Source organism: Nostoc sp. JL31 (assembly GCF_017114965.1).
Lineage (GTDB): Bacteria > Cyanobacteriota > Cyanobacteriia > Cyanobacteriales > Nostocaceae > Nostoc > Nostoc punctiforme_A.
In genome coordinates this window covers 1-23,605 of the sequence record NZ_JABXKO010000024.1, presented here as the reverse complement: position 1 = coordinate 23,605, position 23,605 = coordinate 1, and the positions used below count along the sequence as shown (strand labels likewise).

The following is a 23,605-nucleotide window of genomic DNA, read 5'->3' as shown; positions in this document are numbered from 1 at the left end:
AGAATGCTTGTTTCCCCAAGGTAGCTAGAAACCCCACCCCTTGTGGGTAGCTGAATTGAATTTTGAATTTTGAATTTTGAATTTTGAATTTTGAATTTTGAATTTTGAATTGATTCATGGTAGTTCTGCACGAACTTTCAGATTTCATCGACTGCGATTTTGCGATCGCGGACTCATCTTGTAGCTATTGGTACGAAGGGCGTTGTCCGCAAAGTGGCGACCTCCTAAAATTACCCCGCACTTCAATGTCCGAAGCGATCGCCCACGGACTAATGCAATATCTTATCAACAATGATTGTTATTCTCGTGAAGGCAAGATGTATGGAATACTATTGGTTGAACTGCCCAATAGCGAACAACGGGTACTAAAAGCTTTTTCTGGTCTTTTGAATAGTTGCAGTGTGGTTGAGGGCTGGGTTCCACCAATTCCGGGAAGAGATGAGGTTGCTTTCGAGGAAAGCCGGACTTTGGCACAGTTGGACGCGATTAAGCAAGAAATTATTACCTTGAAGCAACTAACCGAACGCCAGCAGTATGAAATGCTGTCTAATGACTTTGAGCAACAGTTACAAGCAATGAGCGATCGCCATCGCTATTGCAAACATCAACGACAAGAAAAACGTCAGCAAATCTGCAATACACTCACTCCCGAAGCACTCACGATTGCCCTTGAACAACTCGACGAAGAGAGTCGTCAGCAGGGAATTGAGCGACGACAACTTAAACGCCAGCAAAATGCCATATTACAGCCCCTACAACAGATAATTGCAGCGACGGATGCGCGAATTAGTGAACTGAAACAACAGCGTAAAGCATTGTCGCGTCAATTACAAACTCAGATGCACGCTAGCTACAGTCTGACTAATTTTTCCGGGCGATCGCAATCATTGCAAGAATTGATGCCAGGAGGTTCCCCCACTGGCACAGGAGACTGTTGTGCCCCAAAGCTGCTGCATTATGCGGCAACATATAATCTCAAACCCCTAGCAATGGCAGAATTTTGGTGGGGTGGGTCTTCAATAAATCAGGATAAAGTTCCGGGAGAGTTTTATGGAGCATGTGCCGAGCGATGTCAGCCATTAATGGGGTTTTTGCTCTCAGGGTTAAGACCTAACCCCCCAGCCCCCTTCCCTGCAAGGGAAGGGGGAGTAAGAAGCCCCTCCCCTGATAGGGGAGGGGTTTGGGGAGAGGTCACTTTACCTATTATTTATGAAGATGAATGGCTGATTGCTGTCAACAAACCTGCTGGGCTACTTTCGGTACCTGGTCGTTATCGCGATCGCCAAGATAGTGTCTTGAGTCGCTTACGTAATTTGTTAGCTGATGGTATGGCACTTGTATCTGTGCATCGCTTAGATCGAGAAACTTCTGGGATTTTGTTGTTAGCACGCGATCGCCAAACCCATCGGCAACTCAGCCAGCAGTTTCAGCAACGCCAGGTTCACAAGGTTTATGAAGCCATACTTTCCGGTGTTTTGACAGTTGAGCAAGGTAAAATTGAACTGCCATTGTGGGGAGATCCTGAAAATCGCCCTGAGCAAAAAGTTGATTGGCAGCAAGGTAAACCCAGCTTGACACACTTCCAGGTAATGGCGAGAGAAGGAGACTACACCCGCGTAGAATTTACGCCACTAACAGGACGCACTCATCAGTTAAGAGTTCATGCTGCTGATACGCGAGGACTTGGGATAACTATTTTAGGCGATCGCCTTTATGGATGCCGTGCAGTTACTAGTCGGTTACATCTGCACGCCAGAGAACTTCGCTTCGACCATCCGCAGTTAGAAAAAACCCTGCATTTACAAGCAATTACGCCATTTTGACGAGTCATATTACAGCAGATTTCAAGTTGGTGAGGTACACAAGCTAAGTCTGTTACCCGTTTTACTCCTGAATTCTGCTGTATATCAGCTTAATTCCTTGAAATCCCAAGAAACCCAAAGAGGTAAAACTAAGCTTTATCTCCCCTAACAGCTAGCCTATTGCTTTTTAAATTTGTATGTGATAATTTCTGCTTGTAGTTAATTCAACGGTTATCCGACCGACTTATAGTAGTTACAGAAATTAATATAACTGCTAAGAGGCTTCCCAATAAAAATATCCAACTAGAAATGATTGTGAGACACCCCACAAAATTGGATGATTTATTCCTTGGAAATAACCAAATGAGCGTTAAAGACGAGAGTTATGGAGTTGATCTCTAGATTCTCATTCTTGTGTTCTCCTTTTATAAAAGTAGCAGGGGAGCAGAGGAAAAGTTGCATACAGTACGTTTTTCCCCTTTGCCCCTCTGCTCCCTGTGCCCAGTCCCCAATCCCAATCTGGCGATCGCAAATCTAAAATTCAAAATTATATGACTAAAGTATTCATTCTTGATGCAAACAAACAACCGTTATATCCAGTACGCATCAGCCATGCTAGGCTGCTATTGTCACAAGGTAAAGCTACTGTATTCCAGCGATATCCTTTTACGATCATTCTGAAGGAGTCCCTTTCTCATCTAAAACTTGAGCAACTTGGCTTTAAAATTCATCCTGGTATTAAAATAAATCGTAATTCGTAATTAGTTAATCTTAGTCGCCTCCTAAACAGAGGAATTATAGATGACGAACCACACTATTTTAGAACCGTTACCAGAAGACCAATGGTTTATTGAGAGCCAGGAACTACGATCCTTTGTAGCAACAGTGCGGGAAATTAGCGCTAGCACTGTTGACGATCGGACACAAACTCTCGCCAAACTAGAACCCTATTTTCAAGAACTGCTTGCTCAACAGGAATGGCTACCGGAAGAGTTTGCCCAAGTCAATCCCGAAAGCCGGATGGGTGGCGGTATTGGTCAGTGGCTGCTTTATCGCGCCAAAGACCGTTCGCTGTCAGTATTCAGTTTGGTGATTCCTCCAGGTTCAACGACTCCCGTCCACGATCATCTAGCCTGGGGGTTGATTGGTTTATACAAGGGTAATCAAGAAGAAACAGTCTATCGCCGTGTAGATAGCGGTGATGATGAAGGACACGCACAATTACAAATAACTGAAGTGCGTAGCCTTCAACCGGAAGATATCTACCGCCTCTTACCCCCAGATGGTGATATCCATGCCGTCAAAACCACATCCCAGAGCGCATCTGTATCCATTCATGTCTTAGGTAATGATACTGGTTGCGTCTGGCGTCACCAGTTCATCCCAGCATCTCACAGCGTCAAATCCTTTCGCTCTGGATATTCCAACGCTCCCTGTAAAGAGGAAGAGGAAAAAGAACATGCCCAAGTACGATAGACCAAAACTCCCAGTATTCGAGCGAGTTGAAGACGAACGCTTGCACCGTAAGCAACGCCTCGCCGCTGCCTTTCGCCTATTTGGTAAGTTTGGCTTCAGCGAGGGAATCGCAGGCCATATTACGGCTCGCGATCCTGAGTTTACAGACCATTTTTGGGTCAATCCATTCGGCACATACTTCGGTCATATCCGAGTTTCTGACCTGATCTTGGTTAACAGAGAAGGTGAGGTGGTTAAAGGCGATGCTGAGGTAAATCAAGCTGCTTTCGCCATCCATTCTCAGATTCATGAAGCTCGACCTGATGTCATCGCAGCAGCTCACGCTCATTCACTTTATGGTAAAGCTTGGTCTAGTTTAGGGCGTCTCCTTGACCCCTTGACTCAAGATTCTTGTGCTTTTTACGAAGACCATGCCCTGTTTGACGATTTTACAGGTGTTGTTTTAGAAACTTCTGAAGGTCAGCGACTGGCGCAAGCCTTGGGGCCAAAGAAAGCTATTATTTTACGTAACCACAGCATTTTAACTGTGGGACATACAGTTGATGAAGCTGCCTTTTGGTACATTAGCTTAGAGCGATCGTGTCAAGCCCAACTGCTTGCCGAAGCTGCGGGTAGACCAACTAGTATCAAACACGAAACAGCCCGTTTAACACAAACTCAAGTGGGGTCACATATCAGTGGGTGGTTCAGTTTCCAGCCCCTTTACGATCGGATTGTGCGCGAAGAACCTGATTTGCTAAATTAGTGCTGTGTTTTTTGGTATTGGGATATTAAAAATTCAAAATTCAAAATTATTCGTGCCGCATCTCCTAGAGAAGAGAGTTACATAAGAGGATTTAAACCCTGACTGTAGCTTGCTTAAGAGCAGGGTAACTGAACTGAGCGGAGTAGCTCCAACTCCGCCTCCCAGATATTTATTGTCAATTTAATCTAAATTTATTTATATACTCCGGTAAACCTATAAGTTTATAGTATTGCTATAGTTCAGAGAAATCATTTTGATGATTAACCAAATCTTTCGCCGCTTAATTCCCAAGTGGATATCGTTGATAAAATTCAGGAATATCCCCTTTAACAACCAGCATAAATTAATCTTTTCTTCTCTTTTGCCAACAGTGGGGGCTTTTGTTACAGGTCTTTGTCTGAGCCTGCTATTTGCTGCTTGTTCATCGACACCGATTGTTAACGCCCCTAATCCCAGTGCCACATCTGTTAGTAATTCTGCTTCTAGTAAAGCAACAGTAGTCAGGTTTGGCTATCAAAAATCGACCATTTTGCTGAGAACTAAAGGTGTTTTAGAAAAACGTTTAGCGCCAGAAGGTATTACTGTACAGTGGACTGAATTTCAAGCGGGGCCACAACTACTAGAAGCGATGAATGTGGGTAGTATTGACATCGGCCCCGTAGGAGAATCACCGCCAATATTTGCCCAAGCTGCGGGAGCATCACTAACTTATGTTGTTGGTACTGCGGCTACTCCGGCTAGTTCCGCAATTCTTGTTCCTCAAAATTCGCAAATTCAAAAAGTTACTGACTTGAAGGGCAAAAGAGTTGCCTTTCAAAAAGGATCTAGTGCCCACTTATTGTTAGTCCAAGCTTTAGAAAAATCTGGATTGAAATATACAGACATTGAACCTAAATATTTGGCTCCGGCTGATGCCCGTGCTGCATTTGTAAAAGGGAGTGTAGATGCTTGGGTAATTTGGGACCCATTTTATGCTGCGGCTCAAGAGGCAACTAAAGCTAGAGTCTTGATTGATGGCACAGGAATTAATAAACAGGGAGGATATTATTTGATGACTCGCAAATTTGTTACTGAAAATCCCCAAACTGTCAAGGCAATAGTGGAGGAAATTCAAAATCTTGAAGAATGGTCTAAACAGAATCGAGAAGAAGTAGCTAAAACTCTCGCCCCGGTGTTAGGAATTGATGTAGAAACGATGAAAAAAGCAACTAATAGACGGACTTTTGGGATTGTACCAATTGACGACAATTTGATAAATCTACAACAAGGTGTTGCAGATACATATTACAAATTGAAGTTAATTCCCAAAAAGGTAAATGTGAAGGATGCAGTATTGACAAAAGAAGAATATGCTGCATTTGCACCAAAAACTTAAACTAGTACAATGAATCGGCTGTAGGGATGTACAGATGTATCTCCCTACAAATGGGATTGATGTTAGTAATAAAACAACTGACAATTTTGGAAATGTAAATCTTGGAATTGATTATGACTAATCCTACAGAACTACTGCGATCGCGTTACGGTGAAATTCCCTTCAACCCCGAAATTGCATGGAATGATTCACTAACAGCACTACTATCTCACCGTTCAATTCGGTCTTATCTATCTGATCCTTTACCACCGGGAACTCTGGAATTGCTAATTGCAGCCGCCCAATCTGCATCTACTTCTTCTAATTTGCAAACCTGGAGTGTGGTAGCAGTCGAAGATCAACAGCGCAAAGAGGAGTTATCCAAACTGGCGGGAAACCAAGCACATATTAAGCAGGTTCCTTTATTCTTGGTTTGGTTAGCAGATTTGGCGCGTCTAAGTCATGTTGCTGACAGTCGCGGCATATCTCATGATGCGCTGGAATATTTGGAAATGTTTGTGATGGCAACAATCGATGCAACGTTGGCGGCGCAAAATGCAGCAGTTGCGGCTGAGTCCCTTGGTTTAGGAACAGTATATATCGGCGGAATCAGGAACCGCCCGCAAGAGGTAGCACAGATATTGAATTTGCCCTCCTCTGTGTATGCTGTATTTGGGCTGTGTGTAGGCTATCCGAATCCTGAAGTAGAAGCAGCAATTAAACCACGCTTACCCCAGTCAGCGATACTGCATCGTGAAACCTATAAATTAGCAGAACAAGAAGAAGCGATCGCTCACTACAACGACATCATCAAAGAATTCTATACTGAACAAAAGATGAATATTGCTGGTGATTGGTCAGAACACTCAGCCCAGCGCATCGCCACTGTAGAATCATTGAGAGGACGCGATCGCTTGCGTGAAGCTCTCAATAACCTTGGCTTTAAATTATTGTAAACAAGAAGAATCAAGATTATGGATTTGCAACTCCGTGGCAAAGTCGCCTTAGTGACAGCTGCTAGTAAAGGTTTGGGCAAAGCTACAGCGAGGCAATTTGCCCGTGAGGGTGCAAAAGTTGCCATCTGCGCGCGCAGTGAGTTAATTGACAAAACGGCTGCGGAGATTGAGAGCGAAACAGGTACAGAAGTGCTATCTCTGCGTGCCAACGTTACCAGTCAAGAAGATATTGAACGAGTAATTAATGCCACAGTAGAAAAATTCGGCGGGTTGGATATCCTCGTTACCAACGCCGGAGGCCCACCTGCTGGTACTTTTGACGATATCGATTTGGCAACTTGGGAAACTTCGCTCAACTTGACTTTGCTGAGTGCGGTACGTCTGGTAAAGTACGCTCTACCTCACTTACGCCAATCTACCGCACCAGCAATTCTGACCATCACCTCAACCTCAACTAAACAACCAGTCCAAAATCTGGTTTTATCTAATTCCATTCGATTAGCAGTGATTGGTTTAACGAAAACTCTTAGCCAAGAACTGGGTAGCGATAAAATTCGCGTCAATAGCATTTTACCAGGCTGGACATATACAGAACGGGTGGAAGAATTAATTAACGCCCGCATCGCTAAAAATGGTGAAACTAAAGAAGCAGAAATTGCTAGAATCAATGGGACAGTCCCTTTGGGTCGTATGGGGACACCAGAAGAGTTTGCCAATGTTGCAGTATTTCTGAGTTCACCAGCAGCCTCATTTGTGAATGGAGTCATGCTGCAAGTAGATGGCGGAATTATTCAAAGTACATTTTGAGCGGCTTGATCCATCGAACAGAATTCAGAATTCAGAATTAATTCTGTACGACTGGCGTATAGCATAGCGGTAGTGAGTCATCCAGCGTCGGGCAGTTTTCCTCCTGCCCCCTGCCCCCTGCCCAGTTGTTGAGCGTAGTCGAAACACTGCCTTCCTCGATATAAAACTAACTTTGACTACTTTCATCATTTTTTCAAATGTTCTAAATAGACAGCAACCAGTATCATAATGCTGTTACATCTTTGTTAAGAATAGTTACAAGCTCTTAACACAAGGAAATATTTCTGATGGAAGTCTCACTTGAAAAGAATGCACCACATCGGGTTGTTATCGTTGGTGGCGGCTTTGGTGGACTGTATACAGCAAAAGCTTTGAAGAAAGCAAATGTAAATGTTACTCTCATTGATAAACGTAACTTTCACCTATTTCAGCCGCTTTTATATCAAGTTGCCACAGGTACGCTATCACCTGCTGATATTTCTGCACCATTGCGATCTGTATTCAGCAAAAGCAAGAATACAAAAGTGTTGTTGGGAGAGGTAAATGATATCGATCCAAAAGCGCAACAAGTTATTTTGGGTGATGAAGTAGTACCTTATGACACATTAATTGTTGCCACAGGTGCTAACCATTCCTATTTTGGTAAAGATAACTGGAAAGAATTTGCTCCTGGCTTGAAAACTGTTGAAGATGCCATAGAAATGCGTCGCCAGATATTTTCGGCATTTGAAGCGGCAGAAAAAGAAACCGATCCCGAAAAACGCCGTGCTTTGTTGACTTTTGTGATTGTCGGGGGTGGGCCCACTGGTGTAGAATTATCCGGTGCGATCGCAGAATTGGCATACCAAACTCTCACAGAAGATTTCCGCAGCATCAACACCTCAGAAGCGAGTATTTTACTATTGCAAGGGGGCGAGCGCATCCTCCCACACATTTCACCAGAATTATCGAAAGTAGCAGCAGAATCTTTGCAAAAGTTGGGTGTGGCTGTCTACACTAACACCAGAGTGACAAAGATTGAAGATAACATCGTTACTTTCAAGCAAGGCGATGAATTGACAGAAATTACCTCAAAAACTATCTTGTGGGCAGCAGGTGTTCAAGGTTCGCCTATAGGGAAAGCCCTAGCAAAAAGTACAGATGTAGAGTGCGATCGCTCAGGACGTGTGATTGTAGAACCAGACTTGTCTATCAAGGGTTATAAAAACATTTTTGTAGTGGGAGATTTAAGCAACTTTTCCCATCAAAATGGTAAACCCTTACCTGGTGTTGCACCTGTAGCCAAACAACAAGGAGAGTATGTAGCTAAACTCATTAAACGCAGGCTTAAAGGTGAGACTTTGCCACAATTTCGTTACAATGACGTAGGTACTTTGGCGATGATTGGGCAAAATTTAGCTGTTGTAGATTTAGGCTTAGTCCAACTCAAAGGTTTCATTGCTTGGCTCTTTTGGCTAGTAATTCACATCTACTTCTTAATCGAGTTTGACACTAAAATAGTAGTAGCAATTCAGTGGGGATGGAATTATATTACTCGTAATCGTCGCTCTAGATTGATTACAGGTAGAGATGGTTTTGTAGAAGCAAAAACTGTTAACAAGAGGGTGCAAGAGCCTTCTGGGACACCTCTTTAACTTCAGGGTTCGCATCCGATAGTACTCATATCGTGTCCTGCTAAAGACTTATCATTTAGACCGCAGGGAGCAGGGGAGCAGGGGGAAAGAGGCTGTGTAGCGAACGCTATAAACCCTTTAAATTATTTACTGTCGTAGCTGGCGATCGCAACAATCGTAGATAAGGGAACTTCCGCAAAATACTGTTGCTGAAATTGTTCTTCTCGAACAGCAGCTAAAAATCGTGCAACTGCTTCGTCAGCAAGGTTTTCGGCACTATCGTTTGGATTCCAGGTAAATTGTAAAGAACGGTCTTGTCGTTGAACTGTGAACCCTAAGTATTTTAAGGCTTTGATGCCGACAAGTAAGGTTTGGTCACTGACGCCGATTTTCTCTAAAAGTTGTCCGCGGGTAACTAGTTGATTTGTGCGACTGAGATATTTGGCAATTCCAACAAGAGTCAGCCAAATTTGATTAGGTAGTTGATGGTTAGGTTTAGACCAAGCGATCACTAATTGTTGCTGATTCTCAAGCCCAGACGTAGAGCGGCTGATCGCCAAACATCGCCGCAACCACATACGTAAATCATCCCAATTTGTGGGACAATCTTCGATAATTAGTCCTGAGTGCTGAGTGCTGAGTGCTGAGTGTTCCTGATTCCGTAAGTCTAGGATGTAGGGTGTTAGCGATAGCTGAGTGTTGAGTGCTGAGTTAGCAGAAGAACGCACGGCAATCAATCTGATTTCATAACGTTTTTTGAAGGTGTTATAGTCTAGTTCTGCTATGCAATCACATCTTCCTATGGGCAATTCATCTTTGTAGTGTCCCCACCATAAGCCAGGAAAAGCACTTCTGCTAGAATCATCGCGAATATCAAACTCAGCTTTAATGTACTGTACCTTTTTCCCTTGCCAATCCTGCTGATTGCGATGCCAAGAATTTTCAAACCAGCAGTTTTGAATTAGCAATTTCGGAACAGGATTACCCATTCCACAAGGTTCTAGCAGTTTCAGTTCCAAAAATAACTCTTTCCCCAAGTCGGCTACCCTTACCGTCAAGTCTGCTTGCACAGTTGGCGTTAGAGTTGTACTACCTAAAGATTGCCGCAACTGCTGATTAATCGCCGCTGTAAATAAAGGAATATTCTCCACCAACAAACTCAAACCTGCTGCAAAAGGATGTCCTCCAAAGCGATGTAACAAATGTGCTTGCTCTTTCACCAGTTGATATAAATCTACAGAATTCACCGAACGAGCGGAACCACGAGCTAATACGAGTGCTGAGTTTTGAGTGCTGTTAGCGTTAGCGGGGCGTTCAGCCCGTTCTGAGTTAGAAGATAAAGAAGTAATTTCTCCCCCTGCCTCCTGCTCCCTGCCCCCTGCTCCCTGCTCCCCTGCGCCTTCCGTACTCAACAAAATCGTCGGGCGTCCTGTTTCTTGTGCTACCTGTCCCGCAACTAAGCCCAATACACCCGCAGGCCATTGGGCATCTTCTAAGACAATGACGCTGGTGGTTGATAAATCTAATTGGGTAAGTTTTTGCGCTACTTGTGCTTGCACATCTTTTTGTAAAGATTTGCGGCGGGCGTTGGCGAGTTCTGTAACTTCGGCGAGTTCGTTACAACGTTTGATATCACGACTAGTTAATAATTCCACGCAGAAACTAGCATCACCTTGGATGCGACTAACGGCGTTAATTCTTGGCCCCAAACCAAAGGAAATATCTGTGGGGCGATCGCCACTTTTCTGGCACAATTCTAATAATCTTCCTACCCCTGGCCGCCGCCGCGCTGCTGCTGGCTGTTTAAAATCTTCTTGCAGTCGTTGAATTCCCATCTGTGCCAAGTAGCGGCAATCTCCACTTAACTGCACTAAGTCGGCAATTAATCCAACTGCAACTAAATCTAATAAATCCTCCAACGGATATTTGGCAACATTGGGCAGACTTTGATATAGTGCTTCCACCAATTTATAAGCTACCGCCACCCCAGAAAGATTAAATAGCTGATGTTCTTTTGGAAAATAGCGGGGATTGATAATTGCTGCAACAGGTGGGCGTTCGGCTGGTAAAGTGTGATGGTCTGTAACTATTACATCTATGCCTAGCTGTTTGGCATAGATAATTTCTTCAACATTTGTGCTACCTGTATCGCAAGTAACTATTAATTTGCAACCTTGTTTTGCTAAGTTATCAATCCCTTGATGATTAAGTCCGTGGGATTCTTTCAGGCGATTGGGAATGTAGTAAACTAACTGAGTATTTTGAGCATAAAACTGTTCCAATCCATCCCAAAGTACCGATGTAGCGGTAATCCCATCGGCATCAAAATCTCCCCAAATGGCGATTTTTTCTTTAGTATTATACGCTTGTTGCAACCGTGCGATCGCCAGATGCATTTCTTGCCCAAACTCAAAGGGACTTGCTGGTTGATAAACTTTATAGTTGATAAAAGCTGTTAATTGTTGACGATCTTTAATACCCCGTTGCCACAACAACTGCGCTGCATACAGTCCACTTGATGCAGGTGTATACTGTTTCACTGCTTGGATAAAGCACTCTGGTGGTTGTTCAGTTGCTGTTATAGTCCACTGCTGTTGTTCTGGCATACAAACAAAGTTAGGATTTAGAAGTTAAAACTCTTCAAATACAATGATAATTTGTAAATCTGTGAAGTTGACTTTTAGAATAGTCAATGCTCATAATAGTGTGAATCTCTTCTAACCTCTTCACCGGAACTACTGTGAGTGTTCAATTACCTGTAGTTATTAAATGAAGTTTTGATTGATATAAAGGTCAGGTTTTGGCAATAATAATATTTATTACTTTTACTTTTACTTTTATTTGCAACTTGTGAGCTAAATCACACTAGTAACCTAAGTACCGAAATAAAATTCTATTTGTGCATAAATAAAATGATGGAATTACTTCAACTAATGTTGGTGCTAGGTAGAGTAGTTGGTGTTACAGACGGGAACACTATTTTGGTTAAAGATAATGCAGGACAAACAACTATAGTCAAGTTAGCCTGTATTAATGCACCAGAGGCAACTGACAAGCGCTATGGTTTAGCAGCAACACAAAGGCTAAAACAGCTATTACCACTTCAAACTCCTGTCGTGATTAGAAGCACAGAACAACTTAAAAGTGGTCGTCCAGCGGGTGAAGTGTTTGTAGATAATCGGTCAGTAAATCTTCTTCTGGTAGAGTCAGGTAATGCCGTCGTTGACCAAGAATCTTTACAAAATTGCTATGAGAGCAAAACCCAATTTTTAATTGCAGAAGCTAATGCTAAAAATAAGCATTTGGGTTTGTGGCAACAATCAAAATTGCAGTTGAAGTTACATACCAAGTAAACGCTGACATTATAAGTTATAATAAGCTGAAGCAATTTTAAAACAATACAGTTGAGAATGAGCAACAAAACCCTCATGTAGAGACGCGATTTATCGCGTCTTGAAAGACCAATTATCTACACCAATAATCCTTAACTGAATCGTATTAAATTTTAGGATTGCTGCACTTATTTCATTGTTGAATTTTTAATATCACCAATCAACTCATCAATCCTTGATTGAGTAGTGTTCCAAGAACACATAAAACGTACTCCTCCCACACCAATAAATGTATAAAACTGCCAGTTCTTGGCTTTTAAGCTGCGAATGACTTCTTCAGGTAATTTCACAAATAGGGCGTTGGCTTCTCTAGGAAACATCAAGTCAACGCCTTCTATATTTAATAGCTGATTTTCTAAGTATTCAGCACATTGATTAGCATGTCTGGCATTTTTTAGCCAAGCGCCAGTTTCCAATAAACCCAACCAAGGAGCAGAAATAAACCGCATTTTTGAGGCTAACTGACCTGCTTGTTTGCATCGATAATCAAAATCCTCTGCTAATGCTTTGTTGAAAAAAAGAATGGCTTCACCTAATGCCATTCCATTCTTGGTGCCACAAAAACACAATACATCCACCCCAGTTTTCCAAGTAATTTCAGCAGGACTTTTATTCATAGCGGCAACTGCATTTGCAAAACGAGCGCCATCCATGTGAATCTTTAAGTTATATTTGTTTGCAACTTCTTTAATACTTAAAAGTTCTTCAATAGAATATATAGTTCCTAATTCAGTTGATTGTGTAATGCTAATAACTTTAGGTTTAGGATAATGAATATCAGTGCGTTTGGTGACAATTGACTCTATAGAGTCTGATGTTAATTTGCCATTTTTACCGTGAGCAAGTAGCAGTTTAGAGCCATTAGATGCAAATTCAGGTGCGCCACATTCATCTGTTTCTATGTGAGATGTTTCATGGCAAATGACGCTGTGATATGACTGACAAAGAGCAGCTAAAGATAAAGAATTTGCAGCTGTGCCGTTAAAGGTAAAAAATACTTCACAATCAATTTCAAAGAGTTCCCGAAAATAATCTGTTGCTTTTTGAGTCCATTCATCATTTCCATAAGCTGGAACACTACCTTGATTTGCCCTAATCATATATTCCAGTGCTTCAGGACAAATACCAGAGGAATTATCACTTGCAAACTGTTCTAATTGGCTACTCATAATTTCTACTTTGATTTTTAACAGTAATTGTTACAATACTAGTAAATAATTTTCGACTTTGCCAAATGCATTGGCGAGTAATGCTATTAAATCAAAACAGAATTCAGGTGTTAGGAGCCAGAATTCAGTTGGCTATTTTGTGCCCCTAGCGGATGAATCAAAGGGTTTAATACCCGCACTAAATCTTGTCTTTCAGAGACGCAGCGCAAACGATTTAGTGATGCAACAATTCAGTGGCTGGTCTAAATCCCCGACTGATAGCGCAACGGAGAGCGAGTCCGCGGTAGCGAGTATAGACGCTAAGGGCGATAGCGTAGCGTTAGCGAGTCTTCTCCCAAGGGGAGACGCCAAGGGCGAACGAGCGTCGCGTCTAGATTCTGACTTCTAACTTATTCTTCAATTAATAATTCTGCTAATTCCAATAACTTTGGATAGCAAGAGGCTAATTTTTTATAACTATAGTTAATAATTAATGAAAAACAAGGTTTTTGACTTATATAAAAAATAGCGAGTCTAATCCTTTTGATTTTCACAACTTAAATCTGATTTTTCTATTTTGTCTCAACCTGAGTTGTTATAAAGTTAAGTAGGATCTTAATAATAGATAAATGACTTTGCTGATGTGTACAGAAAACTGGAATCTTATGTTGACATCACTGAGATGTTTAATTACTACGGTGTCTTCGTCAGCCTTGTGTTTAGGGTATTTTGAGACGATAAACATCGCAAATAACTAAATATTATGCTAAAAAAATAAAGTTTGCTAATCAGAATGCTAATTATGTACTTATAATATACTATACAATAATAATTTTTTACTAAGTAAGTATGAAATCACTATTTGGCATATTTGTCCTTTGTTAGTTCTCAGTAGTCATTTGTTTATTTTCTACTGACTAATGACCAATGATCAATGACCAATGACTAATAACTAATGACTGAACCATTGATTGAACTGAAAGGTGTTTCTAAGTCCTTTGGTAGCCATAAAGTTCTAGATAATGTAGACTTGACCGTTTACCGGGGAGAAGCACTGGGTATTATTGGGCCATCAGGGACTGGGAAATCAACCATCTTACGAGTCATGGCAGGGTTACTTAGTCCCGATGAAGGAGAAATTTATGTGCAAGGAGTGCGGCGAGAGGGTTTGATTGAGGATGGCGGACAGCAGGTTGGCATTGGTATGGTGTTTCAGCAGGCAGCCCTATTTGATTCGCTGACAGTGGAGGAAAATGTGGGATTTTTACTTTATCAAAATTCAAAGCTGCCGCGATCGCGCATCCGAGATTTGGTAGAAGAAAAATTGGAGATGGTAGGTTTACCAGCAATAGGCCACCTCTACCCAGCCGAACTTTCCGGGGGAATGCGCAAACGGGTAAGTTTTGCCCGTGCGATTATGTCTAACCCTGATAATCCCAGTGAAGGGCCAGAAGTTCTACTATACGACGAACCAACGGCCGGACTCGATCCCATTGCCTCGACAGTAATCGAAGATTTAATCCGCCACTTGCAATGTTTACATGGAGTTTGTAGTACATACGCCGTTGTTACCCACCAGGACAGCACTATCCGCCGTACATCTGATAGACTTATATTTCTCTATGAAGGTAAAGTGCAGTGGCAAGGTACAGTTAGTGAAATATACAACACAGAACATCCCTTGATCAGACAATTTATCAGTGGAAGTGTTCAAGGCCCGATTAAAGTCGCCGGCTAGAAACTTAAAAGCCAGGAGTAAAGAGTTAAATTTAACTACTAACTCCTAACTTTTAACTCCTAATTGGTTATTGGTTGTTGGTGGAGGCAAAAAAATGCGAGGTCTTATGACAAGCCGCTTCGCGTCTGGGCGAACATTTAGAGAAGGTTCTGTGGGGTTATTACTCCTGCTAGGACTAGGGGTATTTGGCTTACTCTTTCTGTGGTTAAATCGATTCACCGCTGCTGGCCGTTCATACAAAATTATTGTCGAATTTGCCAACGCTGGCGGTATGCAAAAGGGAGCAGCAGTTCGCTATCGTGGCGTTAAGGTAGGAACTATTTCCCACGTTCGACCAGGCGCAAATGCCATTGATGTAGAGATTGAAATTGCCCAAGCTGACCTCATTATTCCCCGTAATGTTGTAGTGGAAGCTAATCAAAGTGGATTAATTAGCGAAAGTATTATCGACATCACACCAAAAGCAACCTTGCCTGCTGGGGTTGTGACTGCTAAACCCCTAGATAAAAGTTGTGATACCAGCCTCATAGTCTGTAATGGCTCTCGGTTAAAAGGTCAGGTTGGTATCAGTGTTGATCAACTAATTCGTAGTTCAACTGAGCTAGCCGGTGCTTACAATGATCCAAAATTTTATAGAAATGTCAATAGGGTTCTAGAAACTACCACAGGCGCAGCATCAAGTTTTAGTGAGCTAAGTCAGGATTTACAAGGTTTGACCAAAAGCTTACAACTACAACTTAGTACCTTTTCCGCTACGGCTAATTCAGTGCAACGGGCGACAAACCAACTTAATACATCTGCAAATCAAACAGTCAATAAATTCGGTGCAACTGCAACTCAAGCAAATCGATTGCTGAACAACCTGGATAATTTGTTGACAACAAATCGTTCGACGCTCGTTGGTGCATTGAACAATATCACCGAAACCAGCAACCAATTGCGTGTTACAGTCAGTAGCTTATCACCGTCTGTCAATCGATTGACTCAAGGAGAATTACTTAACAATTTAGAAACGCTTTCAGCAAATGCAGCTCAAGCCTCAGCTAATTTACGCGATGCTTCTAAAACCTTAAACGATCCAAAGAATGCGGTGTTGCTGCAACAAACTTTAGATTCAGCACGAGTAACCTTTGAAAATACCCAAAAAATTACATCTGATTTAGATGAATTGACAGGCGATCCTAATTTCCGTAAAAATCTGCGGCAATTGGTGAATGGTTTAAGTGGTTTAGTATCTTCTACACAACAGATGCAGCAACAAGTGCAGGTTGCTACTACTCTAGATTCGGTAAAAGCTGCTGTGAGCAAACCAAAGAATCTAATTCCTACCCCAGCGCCAACCCAACAGGCGATGTTTAATGACAAGTCGCTACGAGTCTACGAAATGAATCCCTCAGCGGCTAATTTTGCAAGTACCGACACCGACCTTCAACCAAATCCCAGTCCGTCTATCCCAAACTCATCCCAAGAAAACCTTTTGAAGCACCTGCGGGAGTACAGCAAGCAACGGGAGGAACTGGAGACGAAGAAAGAGGCTATACAGGTTGACCCTTCAACTTCGCTCACTGCTGACCCTGAGCAAAGCCAGACTGTTGAGAATTTTAAGTAAGATATTTTACTATCAGGTAAATGTGTTGAAGCTCATCGACACCACTCGCTATAACCTTGAAAGGTGTCGATTGTTTACATAGTAGAGTTTTTAGGCTGCAAAACCCATTGCTTATTGATACAGCAGATTTCAAGTTGGTGAGCTACACAAGCTAAATCTGTTACCCAGATATAAAGCGTATTTTAATCTTGTTAGCGCAGCGGGGCGTAGCCCATTCTGAATTCTGCTGTATCTGCCAAAACTCAAATAAATTTGCTCCCATTCATGATAGCACCCGCTTTTAAGAACGAATTAACATTGGGTCATAAATTTGAGACTCTTGAACCCCATAATTAAACAGAATAGACCTAGCTATATCTTGCTCACCATCTGTGCCACTAACGATAAGTATGTAATTGCCTTGCTCTATTTGCTCATTGTAAAAGCGTGCCCACTCATCTGCTATTCCTAACCTCATAGCATCAAAGCGTTCACTTAAATTAATGCCTGTTGACCCAAGGAATTGAGAAAAGTCTTTGCAAATTAAGGAAATCTGATTTACTGAAAAACCTGCGACACACATATCCTTAATTGCCGCTTCAGCATTAGCTATGCTATTAAAGCAACTAACACTATACTTGGACATCATCCCACTTTTATTAGGAATGGCAGTAGCAGAAGTTGTTGTGGTCAGAGAATTTGTAGTTTCAGATTCACTGTTGAGATGCTCGTAAATACCAAACTCTTCAATACCCCAACGCTGTAGTATTTCTTGTACTTTAGCAATTTCAAAAGATGTACAATCCACAATTATTAAATAGTGTCCGTCCTCTACTCGCTCGTTATATGCTCTAGCTTGCTCTGACGATATTCCCCAACCAACTAATGCACCAGCAAAAGTCCCAGTGGCAGCACCAATACTTGCCCCAACAAGGGTTGTAACCAAAGCAGTTGCTGCTGCCCCAGCCAGCATTATTGGGCCAACTCCAGGGATTGCTAAAGTCCCAAGACCCACTAATAAACCAGTTAACCCACCAACAGCGCCCCCTGAAAGCCCTCCTACTGTTGCACCTTCGTCAGCTTTATCACCAGTGCCCTCTTTAACTTCATTATCGGTAATTTCATGATTACGATCTGAATTTTGTACAACTACAGATACTTTCTCCATCGCCAAGCCAGAATCTCTCAACTCATGTATTGCCTGCTCCGCATCTATCCGATGAGTAAATACGCCTACAGCACGTTGATATTGAATTAAAACCATAATTACTCCTTGGTCGCAGGGAAAAGATTAATCACTGACAAAGTTGATTCTTCAGTACTTGCTATATTAAATACGAGTTGGTTCAACTCAAAACTATCCTTAGTAATAAAATACATTCTTTCGCTCATGAGGTAGGCAATAATACCTCAACGGTGCAAGTCAAAAAGTGAATACACCAAGATGAGAAGATCCCTAACTGATCCGGAATTATTATTAGTGAATGACACGGGATAGCCTCAACTAAATTTGTATTTCCAACGCAGACATAACGACATTCCCCTGTGTTGATATCCCAAATCCTGAGAGCTTGGTCATGGAATGCAAATTACGTGTTTGAAATTTCACTTTTGTACTGACTGTGGTTTTCCCTATAAGTAGTCCGGGAATTCTGTGTGATTTAATGGACTACCTGTTTAATAAAACCTTCCTAAAGGCTGACTGTACTTTACTTGTGCTTTGTCCGTAGGCAGAAGAGATCGATACATAGAATAAGTAATATTTATTTGTATAGTTAAAAGGCTTGTGTAGATTTCATCCTACCTAGTTCAAGCCGTATTTTTTTATGAGTTTGGTAAGCAGTAATTATGCGTTGGCAAATAGGTCGTCGGAGTACAAATGTTGAAGATCGGCGTGGGATGAAGATTTCCGCTCCTGTCGTGGGTGGAGGTGTAGGAGCAGCACTCATATCGCTACTGGTTTTACTATTGGGTGGCGATCCCAGTGCCCTTTGGCAACAAGATTCCCCACCAAGTGATAGCCCGATAGCTGAGTCACCTCAAACAACAGGATCTCAAACTCAAGATCAAATGGCGGATTTTGTATCTGTTGTACTGGCTGATACAGAAGATACATGGAGTGAGCAGTTTCGGCAAGACGGAGAAACTTATGTAGAACCAAAGTTAGTTCTTTACTCAGGAGCGGTGGAGTCTGCTTGTGGATTTGCACGTTCAGCAGTTGGGCCTTTTTATTGTCCGCGCGATCAAAAGGTGTATATTGACTTGAGTTTTTACCGCGATTTGAAGACTCAATATCAGACACCTGGAGATTTTGCTCAAGCATACGTGATTGCTCATGAAATTGGACATCATGTCCAAAATTTACTTGGAATTTCGCAGCAAGTTCAAACCTTGCAGAACCAAGTGAGTCAGACGCAAGCAAATCAGCTTTCTGTGCGATTAGAATTACAAGCCGACTGTTTTGCAGGCGTTTGGGCAAATCATGCTCAACGCTCACGGCAAATTCTGGAGACAGGTGATATTGAAGAAGCATTGAACGCAGCTAGCAGTATTGGAGATGACCGCTTGCAAAAACAAGCTAAAGGCTATGCTGTGCCAGAATCTTTTACACATGGTAGTTCAGCCCAAAGGGTTCGTTGGTTTAAACAAGGTATCCAAACGGGCGATCCTCAGAAATGTAATACTTTTGCCAAGACAAATTCCTAACATACAGCAGAATTCAGAATCCAGAATCCAGAATTCGGAGTTCAGGAGTAAAATACGCTTTATATTTGGGCAAAGAAACTTGAAATCTGCTGTATTTCAAGTTTTACGATTCTCTGGCAGCTATCGAGCTTTATTGGCAAAACTTTCCTGATTGGGGAGCAGAAAATGAGGAAGCGATCGCCACAATCGATTTAGACTATTTCCAAAAAGACTTGTTTAAACTCATGTCGTTCTGGAAACGAGGTAGCGATCGCAAGGTTTATTTTAATATTCCAAAAACTATTAGACTATTTATTTATCACCAAGCCAGTAAGTAAAAATACTCCCTTATGATTAGCCATTTCCCGGTAGATTATAAAAAAACATGGTGTACAATTCACAGTGACATCTGAATTAGGCAAAGGCACAGAATTAGCGATGCCTAAGGCGGGCTTTGCCAACGCGATTCCAGCGCTGAGTCAGGAGTTAGGAATGGAAAAGAATAACTAATGCCCAATGCCCAATGCCCAATTCCCCATAACTAATTCCAATCCTGTTCATCTTTCTTGCCACGGCTTTTGTAAATTCCACCCAAATCGTGAATTTGACGAGTTTTCTCAAAAAGCTCGGCTTCGGTCAAACCCCACTGTTGCAAGACTTTATCTAGGTCTTTTTGGATGTCTCTCGCCCCTGGAAACCCTTGATAGCGCATTCGCAGTCTAGCCAATTCTGCTAAGTTATAGTCTGTAGCCTCTTGAGCGAGTAAAATATCAATAAGGGGGCGATCGCGGTTATAAAGTGGATGTTGTTGGTCTTTACCGGCCGTTGCTTCAGTCATTGTCAGTCCTGAGTTTAGAGTGCTAAGTCCTGAATTTTAAGTTTAGCTGACAATGGAAAACAGGACAGACAAAAGAAAATTGTCAAATACCGAAAGCTTAACTGTCAAGTTTGCAACTTTTAGCTTTCCCCGTACTCCACTCAGAACTTCTAGTAGACGGCAAGTACACCTGATGTCTTACGGCTCTCACCACTGCCACTTAACTTTAAATAAAGTTACATTAGTCCTTAAGAAAATACAAAAAACTTTAGATGAGGGTGAATTTTATCTCACCCAAAGTCCAAGCAGCGAGGGAGCAAGAACCCATTATGTTTGAACACTTCACTTCCGAAGCCATTAGAGTAATTATGTTAGCTCAGGAGGAAGCACGTCGCCTGGGACACAATTTCGTAGGAACTGAACAAATTCTCCTGGGTTTGATGGGAGAAGGAACTGGGGTTGCTGCTAAAGTGCTGGCTGAATTAGGCGTTACCCTCAAAGACGCGCGTCGCGAGGTAGAAAAAATTATTGGTAGGGGTTCTGGCTTTGTACCACCAGAAATTCCTTTTACTCCTAAAGTAAAAAGCCTCTTTGAGCAATCGTTTAAAGAAGCTCATAGTTTGGGACAGAATTACATTAACACTGAACACTTACTCTTAGGATTAACCGAGGCTGGTGAAGGTGTCGCCGCCAAAGTACTGCAAAATCTAGGGGTTGACTTCAAGAGTGTCCGCAGTGCGATAGTTCGCCGTTTGGGTGAAAATGCACCGGCTTTTGCTGGTAGTGGTAATCAAAAGCGCACCCAACCGCTAACAATGGAAGAGTTTGGCAGAAATTTGACCAAATTAGCCCAAGAAGGCAGACTCGACCCCGTAGTTGGTCGCCAGAAGGAAATTGAGCGGGCAATCCAAATTCTCGGTCGCCGCACTAAGAATAACCCAGTGTTGATTGGGGAACCAGGAGTTGGTAAAACTGCGATCGCCGAAGGTCTAGCTCAACGGATTATCAATCAGGATGTTCCCGAAAGCTTACAAGGCAAGCAAGTTATCAGCCTTGATATGGGGTCATTGGTAGCTGGAACTCGCTTCCGTGGCGATTTTGAAGAACGCATCAAAAAAGTCGTGGAAGAAGTCCGCACTGTGGGCAATATTATCCTGGTGATTGACGAAATTCACACCTTAGTTGGCGCTGGTGGTACAGAAGGTGGCTTGGATGCAGCCAACATCCTTAAACCTGCCTTAGCACGCGGTGAACTCCAGTGCATCGGCGCAACTACCCTCGATGAGTATCGGAAGCATATTGAGCGTGATGCTGCCCTAGAGCGTCGTTTCCAACCGATTAAGGTTGGGGAACCATCGGTAGAAGAAACCGTACAAATTCTCTACGGCTTGCGCGGTGCTTATGAACAACACCACAAAGTCACAATTTTGGATGCGGCACTTGTCGCCGCCGCAGAATTATCAGACCGCTATATTAGCGATCGCTTCTTGCCAGATAAGGCAATAGACTTGATTGATGAAGCTGGTTCTCGCGTTCGTCTGCGGAACTCCCAAAGTTCTCCCAATAAAGAACTTAAGCGTGAACTCGCTGGCGTTACCAAAGAAAAAGAAGCAGCAGTCAGAGTCCAAGATTTTGACAAAGCGACACAACTACGAGACCAAGAGTTAAAACTCGCAGAACAACTGCAAGCAACGTTTACACCAAACGAGCAACCTGTCAACTCGACTGTAGTTGACGAAGAAGACATCGCTCAAATTGTTGCCTCTTGGACTGGCGTACCAGTCAACAAGCTAACTGAATCTGAGTCAGAGCTGCTCCTACACCTAGAAGACACTCTGCATCAGCGCCTCATCGGGCAAGAGCAAGCAGTCACGGCTGTATCTCGCGGTATCCGTCGCGCCCGCGTTGGCTTGAAAAATCCCAATCGTCCCATTGCTAGCTTTATCTTCTCTGGCCCTACTGGAGTTGGTAAAACAGAATTGGCGAAGGCACTAGCTGCCTACTTCTTCGGCGCGGAAGATTCGATGATTCGGCTAGATATGTCCGAATACATGGAAAGCCACACCGTCGCCAAGCTAATTGGTTCACCTCCTGGTTATGTAGGATACGACGAAGGCGGACAACTTACAGAAGCCGTGCGGCGCAAACCTTACTCAGTGCTGCTATTCGACGAAATCGAAAAAGCGCACCCCGATGTATTCAATATGTTGCTGCAACTCTTGGATGACGGTCATCTTACTGATGCCAAAGGTCGGAAAGTGGACTTCAAGAACACGCTGATCATTTTGACTTCTAACATCGGTTCCAAGGTGATTGAAAAAGGTGGTAGTGGTTTAGGCTTTGACTTCGACACTCAAGCCGACGCTAGTTATAACCGCATCCGCACCTTGGTAAATGAGGAATTGAAAGCTTACTTCCGTCCTGAGTTCCTTAACCGTCTTGATGAGATTATCGTCTTTACCCAGCTTTCCAAGGATGAAGTTAAGCAAATCGCCGAAATTATGCTTCGCGATGTTGCTAGTCGCTTGACAGAAAGGGGAATTATCCTAGAAGTTAGCGATCGCTTCAAAGAGCTTGTGGTACAAGAAGGCTATAACCCTAGCTACGGCGCTAGGCCATTACGTCGGGCAATTATGCGCCTCCTAGAAGATTCTCTAGCCGAAGCAATGCTGTCTGGTGAAATTACAGATGGAGACACAGCGCTTATCGATGTTGATGATGACTCTCAAGTGAGAGTTAAAAAATCAGAAAAACGAGAATTGCTCTTAGCAAATGTTGGCTAATTTTATACCCGATCGCTTTGTTACTGTAATATTTGAGAAATACTCCAGCCTCTTGCGTAGAGCAGAGGCACAAACAGGGTCATCTCAGACAAACATCAAGTGAAATGGTATTATTTTCCACCTCTAGTAGAAATGCTAGGGGTTTTTTTATGCGATTCCTTTTGAGTGGGCAATACCCACCTACCCTCTCCTTGCTAATACCAATTTGAAAAATGATTGCGACAGATGGAAAACTGAAACACTTATCCAATGCATGTTTCACAATCCAAAATCTAAAATCCAAAATGGTATAAGGCAGGGTGCGCGTCAATACTGATCGGGTTTTGAATTTTAAACTAGAATTTGGTTTGGGGAAAAGCTTAAAGGCTAAGGGTTAAAGGTTTTTTCTTTCCTTTTTCCCATTCCCTTTTTCCCCAAAACCCGACAAGTATTGGGGTGCGCGTCAGCGTGGGTGGGGTTATCTGTCGTAAACATTTTTTGAATTGGTAAAGGTATTTCATAGTAGTTACCCTCATTTCTCTTTTTTGCAGGTGTGGGGATAATAACAGAAATACTTTCAGACGGAACTGTTTCAGGCTCAACTGTCTCAGGCTCAACTGTCTCAGGCTCAACTGTCTCAGGCTCAACTGTTTCAGGCTCAACTGTTTCAGGCTCAACTGTCTCAGGCTCAACTGTTTCAGGCTCAACTGTTTCAGGCTCAA

At 42.6% G+C, this 23,605-nt stretch carries 18 protein-coding genes; 14 read left to right on the top strand and 4 right to left on the bottom strand.

All coding sequences use genetic code 11. The features are described from left to right. The first annotated feature begins 116 nt into the window (after nt 1-116). The 8 genes from HWQ43_RS04520 (at nt 117) to HWQ43_RS04485 (ending at nt 8,774) form a co-directional block, all read left to right on the top strand. Nucleotides 117-1,823, top strand: a complete 1,707-nt coding sequence (locus tag HWQ43_RS04520; protein WP_292730717.1) for an RluA family pseudouridine synthase — start codon at nt 117-119, stop codon at nt 1,821-1,823. A gap of 476 nt (nt 1,824-2,299) precedes the next feature. Beyond that, on the top strand, nt 2,300-2,563 hold the full coding sequence (locus HWQ43_RS04515) for an RRXRR domain-containing protein (protein ID WP_292730715.1): 264 nt from the start codon (nt 2,300-2,302) through the stop codon (nt 2,561-2,563). Between the two features lie 40 nt (nt 2,564-2,603). Continuing rightward, nucleotides 2,604-3,278 (top strand): hypothetical protein, encoded by a 675-nt coding sequence (locus HWQ43_RS04510; RefSeq protein ID WP_292730713.1) that lies wholly within the window; start codon nt 2,604-2,606, stop codon nt 3,276-3,278. Continuing rightward, a complete protein-coding gene (locus HWQ43_RS04505; protein WP_292730711.1) occupies nt 3,262-4,023 on the top strand; it encodes a class II aldolase/adducin family protein in 762 nt (253 codons plus the stop codon). The genes HWQ43_RS04510 and HWQ43_RS04505 overlap by 17 nt, the downstream gene beginning before the upstream one ends. Before the next feature lie 256 nt (nt 4,024-4,279). Then, nucleotides 4,280-5,398 carry a sulfonate ABC transporter substrate-binding protein gene (locus HWQ43_RS04500; protein ID WP_292730709.1) on the top strand — a complete coding sequence of 373 codons (1,119 nt, stop codon included), beginning with the start codon at nt 4,280-4,282 and terminating at the stop codon, nt 5,396-5,398. Between the two features lie 113 nt (nt 5,399-5,511). Beyond that, the gene (locus HWQ43_RS04495; RefSeq protein ID WP_292730707.1) at nt 5,512-6,333 is read left to right on the top strand and encodes an NADPH-dependent oxidoreductase; all 822 of its coding nucleotides are present in this window, start codon (nt 5,512-5,514) and stop codon (nt 6,331-6,333) included. A gap of 18 nt (nt 6,334-6,351) precedes the next feature. Beyond that, entirely contained in the window at nt 6,352-7,140 is a 789-nt protein-coding gene (locus tag HWQ43_RS04490) for an SDR family oxidoreductase (RefSeq protein WP_292730705.1), read from the top strand. Nucleotides 7,141-7,427: 287 nt separating this feature from the next. Continuing rightward, the gene (locus HWQ43_RS04485; protein ID WP_292730703.1) at nt 7,428-8,774 is read left to right on the top strand and encodes an NAD(P)/FAD-dependent oxidoreductase; all 1,347 of its coding nucleotides are present in this window, start codon (nt 7,428-7,430) and stop codon (nt 8,772-8,774) included. A gap of 122 nt (nt 8,775-8,896) precedes the next feature. Here the strand turns inward: HWQ43_RS04485 and HWQ43_RS04480 are convergent, their stop codons facing one another. After that, nucleotides 8,897-11,359, bottom strand: coding sequence for a DHH family phosphoesterase (locus HWQ43_RS04480; RefSeq protein WP_292730701.1), 2,463 nt, complete (start codon nt 11,357-11,359; stop codon nt 8,897-8,899). 306 nt (nt 11,360-11,665) lie between these two features. Between HWQ43_RS04480 and HWQ43_RS04475 the strand changes: the two genes are divergently transcribed. After that, nucleotides 11,666-12,106, top strand: a complete 441-nt coding sequence (locus tag HWQ43_RS04475; protein ID WP_292730699.1) for a thermonuclease family protein — start codon at nt 11,666-11,668, stop codon at nt 12,104-12,106. Between the two features lie 167 nt (nt 12,107-12,273). Here the strand turns inward: HWQ43_RS04475 and HWQ43_RS04470 are convergent, their stop codons facing one another. Beyond that, a complete protein-coding gene (locus HWQ43_RS04470; RefSeq protein ID WP_292730697.1) occupies nt 12,274-13,314 on the bottom strand; it encodes a low specificity L-threonine aldolase in 1,041 nt (346 codons plus the stop codon). A 934-nt stretch (nt 13,315-14,248) separates the two neighbouring features. On the opposite strand from HWQ43_RS04470, the gene HWQ43_RS04465 reads away from it, so the two are divergent. Further along, a complete protein-coding gene (locus tag HWQ43_RS04465) occupies nt 14,249-15,031 on the top strand; it encodes an ABC transporter ATP-binding protein (protein WP_292730696.1) in 783 nt (260 codons plus the stop codon). Nucleotides 15,032-15,125: 94 nt separating this feature from the next. After that, nucleotides 15,126-16,640 carry an MlaD family protein gene (locus HWQ43_RS04460; RefSeq protein ID WP_292730694.1) on the top strand — a complete coding sequence of 505 codons (1,515 nt, stop codon included), beginning with the start codon at nt 15,126-15,128 and terminating at the stop codon, nt 16,638-16,640. Nucleotides 16,641-16,920: 280 nt separating this feature from the next. Here the strand turns inward: HWQ43_RS04460 and HWQ43_RS04455 are convergent, their stop codons facing one another. Continuing rightward, nucleotides 16,921-17,883 (bottom strand): general stress protein, encoded by a 963-nt coding sequence (locus HWQ43_RS04455; protein WP_292730692.1) that lies wholly within the window; start codon nt 17,881-17,883, stop codon nt 16,921-16,923. A 584-nt stretch (nt 17,884-18,467) separates the two neighbouring features. Here HWQ43_RS04455 and HWQ43_RS04450 point away from each other — a divergent pair. Continuing rightward, on the top strand, nt 18,468-19,325 hold the full coding sequence (locus HWQ43_RS04450; protein WP_292730690.1) for a neutral zinc metallopeptidase: 858 nt from the start codon (nt 18,468-18,470) through the stop codon (nt 19,323-19,325). Nucleotides 19,326-19,845: 520 nt separating this feature from the next. On the opposite strand, the gene HWQ43_RS04445 is transcribed toward HWQ43_RS04450, so the two are convergent. Next, nucleotides 19,846-20,142, bottom strand: a complete 297-nt coding sequence (locus tag HWQ43_RS04445; RefSeq protein ID WP_094353136.1) for a DUF3288 family protein — start codon at nt 20,140-20,142, stop codon at nt 19,846-19,848. 308 nt (nt 20,143-20,450) lie between these two features. On the opposite strand from HWQ43_RS04445, the gene HWQ43_RS04440 reads away from it, so the two are divergent. Together HWQ43_RS04440 and HWQ43_RS33710 are read left to right on the top strand one after the other, a co-directional pair. Next, the gene (locus tag HWQ43_RS04440) at nt 20,451-22,904 is read left to right on the top strand and encodes an ATP-dependent Clp protease ATP-binding subunit (RefSeq protein ID WP_292730781.1); all 2,454 of its coding nucleotides are present in this window, start codon (nt 20,451-20,453) and stop codon (nt 22,902-22,904) included. A 566-nt stretch (nt 22,905-23,470) separates the two neighbouring features. After that, the coding region (locus HWQ43_RS33710) for a pentapeptide repeat-containing protein (RefSeq protein WP_366932782.1) at nt 23,471-23,605 on the top strand (135 nt) is incomplete at its 3' end.

What these genes read in the sequence shown, in the direction of transcription:
- HWQ43_RS04520 (WP_292730717.1), top strand. Translation starts at nt 117, where the DNA reads ATGGTAGTTCTGCACGAACTTTCAGATTTCATCGACTGCGATTTTGCG.
- HWQ43_RS04510 (WP_292730713.1), top strand. Translation starts at nt 2,604, where the DNA reads ATGACGAACCACACTATTTTAGAACCGTTACCAGAAGACCAATGGTTT.
- HWQ43_RS04505 (WP_292730711.1), top strand. Translation starts at nt 3,262, where the DNA reads ATGCCCAAGTACGATAGACCAAAACTCCCAGTATTCGAGCGAGTTGAA.
- HWQ43_RS04500 (WP_292730709.1), top strand. Translation starts at nt 4,280, where the DNA reads ATGATTAACCAAATCTTTCGCCGCTTAATTCCCAAGTGGATATCGTTG.
- HWQ43_RS04495 (WP_292730707.1), top strand. Translation starts at nt 5,512, where the DNA reads ATGACTAATCCTACAGAACTACTGCGATCGCGTTACGGTGAAATTCCC.
- HWQ43_RS04490 (WP_292730705.1), top strand. Translation starts at nt 6,352, where the DNA reads ATGGATTTGCAACTCCGTGGCAAAGTCGCCTTAGTGACAGCTGCTAGT.
- HWQ43_RS04485 (WP_292730703.1), top strand. Translation starts at nt 7,428, where the DNA reads ATGGAAGTCTCACTTGAAAAGAATGCACCACATCGGGTTGTTATCGTT.
- HWQ43_RS04480 (WP_292730701.1), bottom strand. Translation starts at nt 11,359, where the DNA reads ATGCCAGAACAACAGCAGTGGACTATAACAGCAACTGAACAACCACCA.
- HWQ43_RS04475 (WP_292730699.1), top strand. Translation starts at nt 11,666, where the DNA reads ATGATGGAATTACTTCAACTAATGTTGGTGCTAGGTAGAGTAGTTGGT.
- HWQ43_RS04470 (WP_292730697.1), bottom strand. Translation starts at nt 13,314, where the DNA reads ATGAGTAGCCAATTAGAACAGTTTGCAAGTGATAATTCCTCTGGTATT.
- HWQ43_RS04465 (WP_292730696.1), top strand. Translation starts at nt 14,249, where the DNA reads ATGACTGAACCATTGATTGAACTGAAAGGTGTTTCTAAGTCCTTTGGT.
- HWQ43_RS04460 (WP_292730694.1), top strand. Translation starts at nt 15,126, where the DNA reads ATGCGAGGTCTTATGACAAGCCGCTTCGCGTCTGGGCGAACATTTAGA.
- HWQ43_RS04455 (WP_292730692.1), bottom strand. Translation starts at nt 17,883, where the DNA reads ATGGTTTTAATTCAATATCAACGTGCTGTAGGCGTATTTACTCATCGG.
- HWQ43_RS04450 (WP_292730690.1), top strand. Translation starts at nt 18,468, where the DNA reads ATGCGTTGGCAAATAGGTCGTCGGAGTACAAATGTTGAAGATCGGCGT.
- HWQ43_RS04445 (WP_094353136.1), bottom strand. Translation starts at nt 20,142, where the DNA reads ATGACTGAAGCAACGGCCGGTAAAGACCAACAACATCCACTTTATAAC.
- HWQ43_RS04440 (WP_292730781.1), top strand. Translation starts at nt 20,451, where the DNA reads ATGTTTGAACACTTCACTTCCGAAGCCATTAGAGTAATTATGTTAGCT.